At 70.6% G+C, this 12,376-nt stretch carries 10 protein-coding genes; 5 read left to right on the top strand and 5 right to left on the bottom strand.

Annotated features, from left to right (window positions below; translation table 11 throughout):
• The first annotated feature begins 22 nt into the window (after positions 1 to 22).
• A complete protein-coding gene (gene soxR, locus ACFY5C_RS28215; protein WP_389448926.1) occupies positions 23 to 523 on the top strand; it encodes a redox-sensitive transcriptional activator SoxR in 501 nt (166 codons plus the stop codon).
• A 151-nt stretch (positions 524 to 674) separates the two neighbouring features.
• Here soxR and ACFY5C_RS28220 read toward each other — a convergent pair whose 3' ends face one another.
• The gene (locus tag ACFY5C_RS28220) at positions 675 to 1,742 is read right to left on the bottom strand and encodes an RNA ligase (ATP) (protein ID WP_389448929.1); all 1,068 of its coding nucleotides are present in this window, start codon (positions 1,740 to 1,742) and stop codon (positions 675 to 677) included.
• A gap of 152 nt (positions 1,743 to 1,894) precedes the next feature.
• Between ACFY5C_RS28220 and ACFY5C_RS28225 the strand changes: the two genes are divergently transcribed.
• Positions 1,895 to 2,635, top strand: a complete 741-nt coding sequence (locus ACFY5C_RS28225) for a hypothetical protein (protein WP_389448932.1) — start codon at positions 1,895 to 1,897, stop codon at positions 2,633 to 2,635.
• On the opposite strand, the gene ACFY5C_RS28230 is transcribed toward ACFY5C_RS28225, so the two are convergent.
• The gene (locus ACFY5C_RS28230; RefSeq protein WP_389448935.1) at positions 2,581 to 3,309 is read right to left on the bottom strand and encodes a 3-keto-5-aminohexanoate cleavage protein; all 729 of its coding nucleotides are present in this window, start codon (positions 3,307 to 3,309) and stop codon (positions 2,581 to 2,583) included. The genes ACFY5C_RS28225 and ACFY5C_RS28230 overlap by 55 nt on opposite strands.
• 65 nt (positions 3,310 to 3,374) lie before the next feature.
• On the bottom strand, positions 3,375 to 3,980 hold the full coding sequence (locus tag ACFY5C_RS28235; RefSeq protein ID WP_389448938.1) for a hypothetical protein: 606 nt from the start codon (positions 3,978 to 3,980) through the stop codon (positions 3,375 to 3,377).
• 266 nt (positions 3,981 to 4,246) lie between these two features.
• Between ACFY5C_RS28235 and ACFY5C_RS28240 the strand changes: the two genes are divergently transcribed.
• The gene (locus ACFY5C_RS28240; protein WP_389448942.1) at positions 4,247 to 7,042 is read left to right on the top strand and encodes a penicillin acylase family protein; all 2,796 of its coding nucleotides are present in this window, start codon (positions 4,247 to 4,249) and stop codon (positions 7,040 to 7,042) included.
• 18 nt (positions 7,043 to 7,060) lie between these two features.
• On the opposite strand, the gene ACFY5C_RS28245 is transcribed toward ACFY5C_RS28240, so the two are convergent.
• Together ACFY5C_RS28245 and ACFY5C_RS28250 are read right to left on the bottom strand one after the other, a co-directional pair.
• A complete protein-coding gene (locus ACFY5C_RS28245) occupies positions 7,061 to 8,413 on the bottom strand; it encodes a serine-threonine protein kinase (RefSeq protein ID WP_389448945.1) in 1,353 nt (450 codons plus the stop codon).
• A 108-nt stretch (positions 8,414 to 8,521) separates the two neighbouring features.
• Positions 8,522 to 9,754, bottom strand: coding sequence for an exo-beta-N-acetylmuramidase NamZ domain-containing protein (locus ACFY5C_RS28250; RefSeq protein ID WP_389448948.1), 1,233 nt, complete (start codon positions 9,752 to 9,754; stop codon positions 8,522 to 8,524).
• A 187-nt stretch (positions 9,755 to 9,941) separates the two neighbouring features.
• Between ACFY5C_RS28250 and ACFY5C_RS28255 the strand changes: the two genes are divergently transcribed.
• Both ACFY5C_RS28255 and ACFY5C_RS28260 read left to right on the top strand, forming a co-directional pair.
• Positions 9,942 to 10,715: an SDR family oxidoreductase gene (locus ACFY5C_RS28255; RefSeq protein ID WP_389448951.1), complete on the top strand. Its 774-nt coding sequence runs from the start codon at positions 9,942 to 9,944 to the stop codon at positions 10,713 to 10,715.
• On the top strand, positions 10,712 to 12,376 hold the full coding sequence (locus ACFY5C_RS28260) for a class I adenylate-forming enzyme family protein (protein ID WP_389448954.1): 1,665 nt from the start codon (positions 10,712 to 10,714) through the stop codon (positions 12,374 to 12,376). The genes ACFY5C_RS28255 and ACFY5C_RS28260 overlap by 4 nt, the downstream gene beginning before the upstream one ends.

The raw sequence follows: 12,376 nt of genomic DNA on the forward strand, positions 1-12,376 counted from the left end.
CCGCGGTAGGTAGGTTTGAGGCGTGCCCCAGATCCCCGAGAAGATCCACGAGCTCACGGTCGGCCAGCTCGCCGCCCGTAGCGGCGCCGCCGTCTCCGCCCTGCACTTCTACGAGTCCAAGGGCTTGATCAGCAGCCGCCGCACCTCCGGCAACCAGCGCCGCTACACCCGTGACACCCTCCGCCGGGTCGCCTTCGTCCGCGCCGCCCAACGCGTGGGCATCCCCCTGGCCACGATCCGCGACGCCCTCGCCGAACTCCCCGAGGAACGCACCCCCACCCACGAGGACTGGGCACGCCTGTCGGAGGCCTGGCGCTCGGAACTGGACGAACGCATCAAGCAACTGAACCGCCTCCGCGACCACTTGACCGACTGCATCGGCTGCGGCTGCCTCTCCCTGGACACCTGCATCCTCTCCAACCCGAACGACGCCTTCGGCGAACGGCGGGCAGGGTCGCGCCTGATGGTGGAGCAGGGCGGAGGCCGGGGGAACGGGAGGAACGGGGGGTCGTCCGGAAGGTAGGGGCAGGGGGCAGGGGCGGATTCGGCGGTAGGCGGCCGGGGCCGCTGACGCCCGGCGACTGCCGAAGGGAGCGGCATCCCGCCGGTGCGGGTCAGTGGCCCGGCCCGGGCTCAGCCCAACGCCGGGCACCCGCAAACCGGCGGAGCCCGAATCACTCGTACTCGGTCCCACCCTTTCGCGTCAGATACGCCGGGCTGACCGCCTTCGCGATGGCCCGCCCGCCGGTCACCGCGCTGCACCGCTCGGCAACCGGACGTATCACCACGCCCTCCCGCAGATGCAGCTCCCGCCCGGAGACGGTCTCCCGGCCGCTGGCGACCTCCAGCACCCGCTCGATGTCGAACGGACCCTCGAACAGTCGTGGCACCAAGGGCAGTTCGCCCTTCAGTACTTCGGCCGCGTCCAGCCACCGCACCCGGCCGTCGATCTCCGCGGACACGTCGAACACGGCGTATCCCAAGGTCTCGCGACGGCCGTCGGCGCCGTACGTCAGGTCCTGCACCCCCGCGCCGTACACCTCACCGAAGACACCCACCCGCCGCGCGCCCAACCGCTCGGCCACGCGCGCCGCCACCTCGGCGACGCCGTGCGCCCGTACCGCTCGCCAGTACAGGTTCCGAGGGTCCTCCTTCAGCGCCAGCGACTTCGACCCGAAGCCCTTGGAGGACACGTACACCCGCTCCTCGTCGGCGACATACGTCAGCAGGCACGCCGTACCGTGCAGTTTCTCGGTCAGCGCGACCGGCTCACCCGGTTCGAAGATGTCCGGATACCGCTGGATGTTCTCGATGTCGACCCACGGCAGCAGATCCGGCGCCGGCTCCACTTCGCCGGACATCGTGGGCGGGATGGGCGGTACCCACTTGGTGATCCCGAGCCGCTCGGCGAAGTCGACACCCTCCGCAGCCGCCCGCGCCAGGTCGACGCCGGCCAGCGCCCTCGGCCGGCACACGATCCCCTGCGACAGCTCACCGCGCAGCCGCACCGCCTTGACCCGGTCGGCCTTGCTCCCCGCCAGCCGCCCGGTCAGCCCCAGCTCCTCGATCAGCCCGGCCGGCAGCACGGACTGCTCCGGGATGTACACGGCGGCATCACCCGTGCGGTACGCGCCCTTGGCGACGACGGCACGGTACAGACCCACCTGGGCCAGCTCCAGCGCATCGGCGTTGGGATGTTCGTGGACGGTCAGCACTTCGGCGGTGACGCGCAGCGTCGACATGAGGGGCTCCTCGGTGTTCCTCAGATGTGTTTCATCACTCCCGACTGTCCGGACGGGAAAGGGATGGAGCGATCGGATTACCGCCTGCTATCGTCGCGATCTTCGGCCGGCGGCCCGCTGCCGCGCACGGAGTCCTGACGGGACGACTCCCCATGTCCTCACACCCTGTCTCCCTCGATGCCGCCCTCGCCGACATCGACACGGTCTTCAACGGTTTCGCCAGCCCCGGTGAGACCGGCTGTGAGCGGTGCTTTCGTCCGGAGGAGACGGCGTATCTGCGCACGCCGTACACACGCGTGCCCGCGGAGCTGGTCGGCAGGTTCTTCTTCAAGGTCCCCGATCACTTCGAGGACCACGCGGCCGTGATGCGCCGTCTCCTGCCGCAGGCCGCGCATGCGACGGCCGAGGGCACTCTGGACGGCATCGGCCGGGGAAACCCCGGGCTGAGCCGGGTCGACTGGCGCGCCTGGCCCGCCCAGCAGGCCGCTGCCGTCGAGGCGTTCGTGCACGCCTGGTGGCAGCACGTCCTCACAACGCCCGAGCCGCCGTACCCCGTCCACGACGTGTTCGAGACGTGCGCCATGATCCTCGGAGCCATGGCTCCGCTGCTCGACGAGTGGGACGTGCACCCCATCGCCGACGCCCACCTCGTGCGCTGCGCCGACACCTGGCTGTACGACCTGATCACCGACCACTCACCGTTCCACTGGTGGTACCACGACGACGCCGAGCCCGTCATCGCCGAGATCCAGTCCTGGCTTGCCCGCAACGCCCCCTCCCGCCTCCGCGCCGCGAACGAGCCCGACCTCGCGACCCGCGCCGAACTCCTCGCCCTGCCCTACGACGAGCGCTGGGCCCACCCGTACTGGACCAGCCCCTCGGCCACCAACTGAGCGTTGGAAGCCGCCCGTTCCCCGTCCGGCAGGACGAGCGTGTCCTCCAGGCCGATGCGCGTCGCCAGCCCCAGCCGCCCCGCCAGCCGGAGCACCGGCCACGCCCCACCGTCCTCCCCGTGCAGCAGCACCGGGCGCTCGAACGCGGGGCCCAGGTCGGTCAGCAGTGCACGCGCAGTCTCCTCGGCCGTATCGACGGACGTGTCCGTCACCTCCGCCAGCACCCGCAGCACCCTGGGCCCCAGCGGCGAAGCCGCGAACCGGGCCGCCCCGTCCGTGCCGGACCAGATGCCGGCCTCGACGCCCACGCCTCGCTCGATCAGCACCGCGGCGATCTCCTCGGCGCCCTCCTCATGCCAGTTGACCGAGGCGTGGTCCGGCAGCACCGTCCAGCTGCGTACGCGCTTCAGCCGGGCCTCGGGGTCCGGTTCCGCCCACGCACCTGTGGTCACCCCGACCGGCACCCGCACCCGGGCCCGTATCGCCTCCAGCGTCGGCGCGAGCACGCGAGGCGACAGACTGTCCTGTCCGCAGGGGGTCTTGGGGTGGACATGGATGTCCGTGGCCCCGGCCGCAACGGCATGGGTCGCGGCATCGGCCAACGCCTCCGGCGAGAGCGGCACCACCGCACCGTCGCCAGCCCGTCGGGACCCGTTCAGACACACCTGGATCATGTCTCGATGGTGCCAGGCACCACCGGCAATAGGGGGTGCGGCATCCCCGGCGCACCCCCGTCGTACTAGGCGGACACCAGCAGCCGCCGCTCGCGCCGCGACGCCGCCAGCGCTTCGGCCGTGAGAACCGGACGCGGCACCACGATTCCGCAGTCCGTGCAGACCGGGCCCGACGACGGTTCATGGGCCAGGTCGTACTGCCAGATCAGTCGCTCCCCGCCGCACACCGGGCACTCGCAGCCCGGATCACGCTCCAGCGCGGAGATCAGTCGGCGCAGCACCTCGGCCAGCGGTTCACCGGGGTGGACCCGGGGGTTGTCGCACCAGGCGACTCCGAAACCGCCCCAGGTCAGCCGGTGCCAGTCGTCCACGCTGCCCGGCCTGCGCAGTCCGTCGTGCTTTTCCTTCCGGCGTCGCTCGGCGAACTCGACCTCGTAGGCCAGCCAGACCGAACGCGCTTCCTCCAGCTCGTCCAACGCGGCCACGAGCCGCGCCGGATCGGGGGACCGGTCCTCCGGACCGAACCCTGCCCGGGAGCACAAGTGGTCCCAGGTCGCCCTGTGCCCGTAAGGGGCGAACCGCTCAAGGCACTTACGCAGCGAGTAGCGCCGAAGCGCCAGATCGCACCGCGGGTCGCGCACCTGTCTCGCCAGACTCCGGAAACCGGCCATCGCCCTGCACCTCCGTCACACCTGCACCTGTACTTCGGTCACTTCGGCGTCGTCGCACGGACTTCGTGCGACGTTGACGAATAGACGTATCGACAAGCGATTCGGCTCCATCCCCGCTCCATCCGATTTCCGACGGCCTCCATGACGCTCCCTCGTGTGGCCTCCATCGCGCTTCCTGGTGACTCCCGAACGTGACGCATGTTCATCTTCAATCCCGGGGATACCGCCGGTAACATCCCGGCTCACCCTCGTCGGTAGGAGCGGCCATGCCACGGCGTACCCCACGCAACGCCCTAGTCGGACTGAGAACTCCCGGCAGATTCCACGGGTTCCTGAAGACCGCATCCGTATGCGCTCTGATCGCCGGTCTTTTATCGCCACTTTCCCCGGCGGTCGCCGCGCCCGAGGCGGCGGCCGAGGCGACGGCGGTTGCCGACCACTGCGGGAACCAGTGTTCCGACATCCTGCCGCCGGGCCAGAACGGCAACGCGACCCTCGCCCAGATCCTGCTCAACCAGGCCTTCGGCACGATGCCCGAACACGCCTCCGACCAGCTGGGTCCCTATGCCGGCCTGGCCAAGGGCCATTCCGGCCTCACCAATGCGACGATCAACAACTTCTTCAACGACGCCTCGTTCGGCGTCCCCTCCGACCAAGTCGCCTCCACCGTGAATCCCGCCGGGCGCGGCGACGTGACGATCGTCCGTGACAAGAAGACGGGTGTGCCGCACATCACCGGTACCACCAGATACGGCACGGAGTTCGGCGCCGGCTATGCGGCCGCCCAGGACAGGCTGTGGCTGATGGACGTCTTCCGGCACGTCGGACGCGGGCAGCTGACCTCCTTCGCGGGCGGCGCGCCCTCCAACCAGGGTCTGGAGCAGCAGTTCTGGCGGCACGCGCCGTACACCGAGGCCGATCTCCAGGCGCAGATCGACAGCGCCGTCGCCTCGAACGGCGAACGCGGGCAGCTGGCCCTCGCCGACGCCAAGGCCTACCTCGACGGCATCAACGCCTACATCGACGCCTCCGACAGCGGCCGGTACTTCCCCGGCGAGTACGTCCTGACCGGTCACAAGGACTCCGTCACCAACGCCGGCACGATCGAGCACTTCAAGCTGACCGACATGGTCGCGCTCGGCTCCGTCATCGGTGCCCTCTTCGGCTCCGGGGGCGGCGGCGAGGTCAACAACGCGATCTCCCTGCTGGCCGCCCAGGAGAAGTACGGCGTGGCCGACGGCACCGAGCTCTGGGAGTCGTTCCGCGAGCGCAACGACCCCGAGGCCGTCGTCACCGTCCACGACAAGAGCTTCCCGTACGCCACCAAGCCCGAGACCCCACAGGGCGAGGCCCTGCCCGACGCCGGCTCGGTCGCGGAGGAACAGCTCGTGTACGACCGTACCGGCAGCGCGGCCGGCTCCGCCGCGACCGGCGCTTCCGCCACGGCCGCCGAGACCGCCATGACCTCGGCGAAGCGGGGCATGTCCAACGCCCTCGTGGTGAGCGGCGAGCACACCGCGAGCGGCCACCCGGTCGCCGTCTTCGGACCTCAGACCGGCTACTTCGCACCCCAGCTCCTCCTGCTCCAGGAGATCCAGGGCCCCGGCATCAGCGCCCGCGGCGCCTCCTTCGCGGGCCTGAGCATGTACGTCGAGCTCGGCCGCGGTCAGGACTACTCGTGGAGCGCCACGACCTCCGGCCAGGACATCATCGACACCTACGCCGTCGAGCTGTGCCAGGACGACCACCACTACCTGTACCGCGGCACCTGCACGGCGATGGAGAAGATCGAGCAGAAGAACGCCTGGAAGCCGACGACCGCCGACAGCACCCCCGCGGGCTCGTACACGATGCGGGTCTGGCGGACGAAGTACGGTCCCGTCACGCACCGCGCGACCGTCGGCGGCAAGAAGGTCGCCTACACCACACTTCGCTCGTCCTACCTGCACGAGGCCGACTCGATCATCGGCTTCCAGATGCTGAACGACCCCGGCTACGTCAAGGGCCCGGAGGACTTCCAGAAGGCGGTGCAGCACATCAACTACACCTTCAACTGGTTCTACGCCGACTCCGAGCACACCGCCTACTACAACAGCGGCGACAACCCGGTGCGGGCGACCGGCGTCGACGCGGAGTTCCCGGTGTGGGCGCAGCCCGCGTACGAGTGGCGCAACTGGGACCCGGCCGCGAACACGGCGCAGTACACCCCGCCCTCGGCACACCCCAACTCCATCGACCAGGACTACTACGTCTCCTGGAACAACAAGCAGGCCAAGGACTACACCACCGCACCCTGGGGCGACGGCTCGGTCCACCGCGGCAACCTGCTTCAGGACCGGGTGCGGGGGCTCGTCGACGCGGGCGGTGTGACCCGGGCCGCGCTGGTGAAGGCGATGGCCGACGCGGGCCTTGCCGACCTGCGGGCCGAGGACGTACTCCCGGACCTGCTCAAGGTCGTCACCGGTTCCCCGGTGACCGACCCGACGGCCGCGGCGGCGGTGAGCAAGCTGCAGACCTGGCTGGCGGCGGGCGGCAAGCGCACCGAGACGTCGGCCGGTTCGAAGAAGTACGCCGACACCGACGCGATCCGCATCCTGGACGCATGGTGGCCGCTGCTGGTGAAGGCCCAGTTCGAACCGGGCCTCGGCAGCGAGCTGTATGCCGCGATGACGAACAACCTGCCCGTCGACGAGTCCCCGTCGTCCGCCCACGGTCCGACCGGCGCGCACGCCGGAAGCTCCTTCCAGTACGGCTGGTGGTCCTACGTCGACAAGGACCTGCGCGCCGTGCTCGGTGAGTCGGTGCAGGGCCCGCTCGATCGCAAGTACTGCGGGGCCGGCAGCCTCAGCGCCTGCCGTGACCTCCTGATCGGCACCCTGAAGGAGGCGGCCGGCAAGACCGCGGCCCAGGTCTACCCCGGCGACGACCAGTGCGCGGCGGGCGACCAGTGGTGTGCCGACTCGATCGTCCAGCGCACCCTGGGCGGCATCAAGCACGGCAGGATCAGCTGGCAGAACCGGCCGACGTATCAGCAGGTGGTGGAGTTCACTTCACACCGGTGACGGGAAGGTGGCGGCGGGTCACTTGATGCGGCCCGCCGCCAGCACCACCTGCGCCAGCTCCCGGTGCACGATGTCGCTGTGCGCCCCCGCCGGCGGCCCGCCGCGCCTGACGACCGCCGCCGCGTCGATGTTCACGCACCCCGAGGCGGGCAGCTTCGCCTGCAGCGCGTCGGCCAGCCCGAACGACCGTGTCCCCGGCACCGCCTGCACTCCGCCGTGGCCCATCGCACCCCACTTGGCGCCCAGCATCCGGCCGACGCCGAGCGCCGCGACCCCTCGTGCGTCGCCCGCCATGCGGGAGGCCAGCGGATACATCGTCGACAGGGCCGAGTCGTGCCGCGAGTGGCAGCACACCAGCGGTCCGTCGATACGGTTGTGCTGGCCCTCCAGCACTCCGCCCGCGCGCGCGTCGTGCGGCAGCCGGGACGCGAACGCGTAGTGCGAGAAGGCGCCTTGGAGCAGCGTCACCGACTTCACCGTGCGCACGCCCTTCGGCAGCCCGCGCAGCGCGAACGACACCAGCCGCGCTCCGAAACTGTGCCCGACCAGATGCACCCGCACCTGCGGCGCCCGCGCCGCCAGCTGCCCCACGACCCGGCCGAGCCCACGCTCACCGACCGTCCCGGCGCGCCGCTTCATGGCGTAGTACGTGGCCTGCCGCAGCAGCTCGTGCGCACCATCCCAGGGGTTCGGCAGCGAGAAGGAGGCCGCACCGCCGGGCGTTCCGTCCGGCGCGCCTTCCGGAGTTCTGTCCGGCGCCTCGAGATGCGCCAGCGCCTGCGCGAACTCCTCGCACACCGCCGCCACCGACCCCGAGAGCATGTCCGGCGAGTTCTGCGGCACGCCCTCCGCCAGCGTGTCCGCCGCGAACAGCACCTGCGGCCCCGGCGGAACGACGTCCACCAGCATCCGCACCAGCCGCCCGAACTCCTCCAACTCGGCCTCCTCGCGCGGCTGCTGGTCCAGCAGCCGCGCGATCTGGTCGATCACGGTCGCCCGGCCGGGAAAGGTCTCCAGCAGCGCGTGCCGTGTGTCCTTGTCCAGCGCCGGCCGCGGCGCGAGCTCGGCCGCCACCGCACGCGGGAAGTCCGGGATCGGCTCGTCCGAGAACCTCATCGAAGGCCAGACCACACCCACGTACCCGATCTTCGCTGCGGGGGCGAGCTGCGGGATCGGTGCGAAGAAGCGGTCGTAGAGCCGGGTCGCCGTCGAGCGGTCGTTGTTCCAGCCGTGTGCGAAGACGATCAGATCACGGACGTCCTGCCGCGCCACCCCGGCCAGCAGCCGGTCCCGCTTCCCGGAGTCCGGATCACCGTCCGCGTCGAAGGTCAGCTCCCAGTAAGGAGTCACGCTCACTGCCGGTTTTGCCATGACGGGCCCCTCGTCCCCCGAAGTGGTGCGATACGGGCGCATCGTCCTGCTACCGGGCGGGATTGGCCATACGTCGTCACTCATCCGTGTAACTCCGCCGCGGGGCGCTCACTTGTACAGGAGGTACTCCCGCCGTACTCGCCGGAACGCAGTCAGCTCCCCCTGCCAGCCCGCCACCACCTCGTCGGCGCTCGCGCCCGCGTCGATCATCGTGCGGACCTGTGTGGAGCCGGTGAGCTTGTCGATCCAGTTGTCCGGACGCCAGCTGAAGCCGCCCCAGGCCTGCTTGGCGGTCACCAGCAGCGCGATGCCGGTGCGCACGGGGTCGAACGCGGCGCGGTCGTGCACGTGGATCTGTACGCCTCCGACGGTCTTGCCCTGGAACTTGGAGAACGTGGGCGCGAAGTAGGCCTCTCTGAAGCGCACGCCAGGGAGCCGGAGTTCGTTCGCGGCCGCCGCCCAGCGGCCGTCGATGCCCTCCGCGCCCAGCAGTTCGAAGGGGCGGGTGGTGCCGCGGCCCTCCGAGAGGTTCGTGCCCTCGAAGAGACACGTGCCCGAGTAGACGAGGGCGGTGTCCGGCGTCGGCATGTTCGGGCTCGGCGGCACCCACGGCAGGCCCCAGGCGTCGTAGAACTCCGACCGCTTCCAGCCCGTCATCCGTACGGTCTCCAGCGGCACCGGGGTGGTGAGGAACTCCCCGTTGAACAGCCGCGCCAGCTCGGCGACCGTCATGCCGTGCGCCTGGGAGATGGGGCGGCGGCCCACGAAGGTGGCGAACTCCATGTGCAGGACGGGGCCTTGGGCCGCCCGCCCGGTCACCGGGTTCGGCCGGTCCAGTACGACGAAGCGCTTGCCGGCCAGCTGGGCCGCCTCCATGCAGTCGTAGAGCGTCCAGATGTAGGTGTAGAAGCGGGCGCCCGCGTCCTGGATGTCGAAGACCACCGTGTCCACGCCGGACGCGGTGAAGATGTCGGCGAGGGGCCGGCCGCTCTTCAGATACGTGTCGTAGACCGGGAGGCCGGTCGCCGGGTCGTCGTAGCGGCCCTCGGAGCCGCCTGCCTGGGCGGTGCCGCGAAAGCCGTGCTCGGGGCCGAAGACGGCCGTCAGGTTCACCCTTTCGTCGGCGTGCATCACGTCTACGATGTGGCGGACGTCGCGGGTCACGCCGGTGGGGTTCGTGACGATTCCGACCTTCTGGCCCTTCAGGACCGAGTAACCGTCGGCTGTGAGCCGCTCGAATCCGGTTCGCAAGGGGCTGTGGCGCTCGGCCGCGGCCGCTGCCGAAGGTAGGGATGCTGCTGCCGTTGTCGCTGCGAGGAGTGCTCGTCTGGATAGGCGCATGGGGGCAAGGTATGCGCTCCGGCATGTTGTGGGGAGAGTGCGGGTTGTTTGTGGCTGGTCGCGCCCACGCGCGGAGCCGCTCATCGATGCAGCCCCGCGCCCCAGAGGGTGTGGCGGTGCCCCTTTCTTGGAACATACCGACCGGTTAGTCTGACCGTCATAGCAGAGCCGCAGCCGAAGGAGACCGATGGTGGAAGCCGTTCAGGGTGCCGGAGTCGTCGTTACCGGGGCTGGGGGTGGCATCGGGGCTGCGCTGGCCCGGCGCTTCGCCGCCGAGGGGGCTCGTGTCGTCGTCAACGATCTGGATGCGGGGAAGGCCGAGGCGGTCGCCGACGAGATCGGTGGCATCGCGGTAGCCGGTGACGCGTCCGCCGTCGTCGCCGATGCCCGGGACGCGCTCGGCGGCGCGGTCGACGTCTACTGCGCCAACGCCGGGGTCGCCTTCGGAGGTGACGACCCCGGACAGCCGCTCGACGAGAAGGCCTGGTCGACGTCCTGGGACGTCAACGTGATGGCCCACGTGCGCGCCGCCAACGCACTGCTCCCCGCCTGGCTGGAGCGCGGCAGCGGACGCTTCGTCTCCACCGTGTCCGCGGCCGGACTGCTCACCATGATCGGCGCCGCGCCCTACGCCGTCACCAAGCACGGGGCCTACGCCTTCGCCGAGTACCTGTCGCTGACGTACCGCCACCGCGGCGTCAAGGTGCACGCCATCTGCCCGCAGGGCGTGCGCACCGACATGCTGGACGCCACCGGCAGCGCGGGGGACCTGGTGCTCAGGCCCACCGCCATCGCGCCCGACGATGTGGCGGACGCCCTGTTCAAGGGCATGGCGGAGGACCGGTTCCTGATCCTGCCGCACCCCGAGGTCGCCGGGTACTACCAGGCGCGGGCCGCCGAGCCGGACCGCTGGCTGAGCAACATGAACCACCTCCAGCAGAAGTGGGAGGAGGCCCGATGACCGACTCCCTGTACGCGGCCAAGCCCTGGGTGGCCCTGCTCTCCGACGTCCAGCGCGCCCCGATAGCGCCGGCCGACTCGCTCGTGCACGCCCTGCGCCGGGCCGTCGCCGAGACCCCGGAACGTGTCTTCCTCGCCTACTTCGACGGCCGCCTGACCTACCGCGAGGTCGACGAGCTCAGCGACTCCGTTGCCGGGCACCTCGCCGCCCGTGGCCTGGAGCGCGGCGACCGGGTGGCGATCCTGTTGCAGAACTCCCCGCACTTCGTGATCGCCCTGCTCGGCGCCTGGAAGGCGGGGGCGGTCGTGGTGCCGGTCAACCCCATGTACAAGTCGGGGGAGGTCGGGCATGTCCTGCGGGACGGGGAAGTGGCCGCGCTGATCTGCTCGGACCGGGCCTGGGAGTCGTACCTGCGGCAGACGGCGGCCGACTCGCCGGTGCGGATCGTGCTCACCGCCTGTGAGCTGGACTTCCAGACACGGGGCGACGCGCGCGTGCTGACCTTCGAACGACTGCCGCAGGCAGGGGACGCCGACGACCTGACGGCCGTCGCCCGCGCCGGGCACAAGGCGCCGCAGGGGCGAGACCTCGGGCCGTCCGACATCGCGCTGATCAGCTACACCTCGGGGACGAGCGGGGCCCCCAAGGGCGCCACCAACACGCACGGCAACGTCATGTACAACGCCGAGCGGCAGCGGACGGGACTCGGCCTGCCGGACGCGCCCGTGTACTACGCGCTGGCGCCGCTGTTCCACATCACCGGCATGGTCTGCCAGCTCGGCGCGAGCCTCAACAGCGCGGGCACGCTCGTGCTGACGTACCGCTTCGACGCGGGCGTCGTGCTGGAGGCGTTCGCCGAGCACCGGCCGCACTACACGGTCGGCCCGTCGACGGCCTTCATGGCGCTGGCCGCCCACCCGGCCGTCACCCGCGAGCACTTCTCCTCCTTCGTGAACATCTCGTCGGGCGGCGCCCCCGTGCCGCCCGCCCTGGTGGAGAAGTTCCGGGCCGGGTTCGGTCCGTACATCCGCAACGGCTACGGCCTCACCGAGTGCACCGCCCCGTGCGCCTCCGTCCCGCCCGGCCTGGAGGCCCCCGTCGACCCGGCCTCGGGGACGCTGGCCGTCGGCCTGCCGGGCCCGGAGACGGTCGTTCGGATCGTCGACGAGCAGGGCCAGGAGGTGCCGTTCGGCGAGCAGGGCGAGATCGTGGTGCGCGGGCCACAGGTCGTGCCCGGCTACTGGCGGCGCCCCGACGCCACCGCCGAGACCTTCCCCGACGGCGAACTGCGCACCGGCGACATCGGCTTCATGGACGCCGAGGGCTGGCTGTACGTCGTCGACCGCAAGAAGGACATGATCAACGCGTCCGGCTTCAAGGTGTGGCCGCGCGAGGTCGAGGACGTGCTCTACACCCACCCGGCGGTGCGCGAGGCGGCCGTCGTGGGGGTGCCCGACGGGTACCGCGGGGAGACTGTAAAGGCGTACATCAGCCTCCGTCCGGGTGCGGAAACGGACCCCGACACACTCGCCGCCTACTGCAAGGAGAGACTGGCCGCCTACAAATATCCGCGGCAGGTGGAGATCCTGCCCGACTTGCCCAAGACGGCAAGTGGGAAGATCCTCCGTCGGGAACTTCGTTCCCGGGCGAACGACGGCTAG

The sequence above is a fragment of the Streptomyces sp. NPDC012935 genome (assembly GCF_042900345.1).
Taxonomy (GTDB): domain Bacteria; phylum Actinomycetota; class Actinomycetes; order Streptomycetales; family Streptomycetaceae; genus Streptomyces.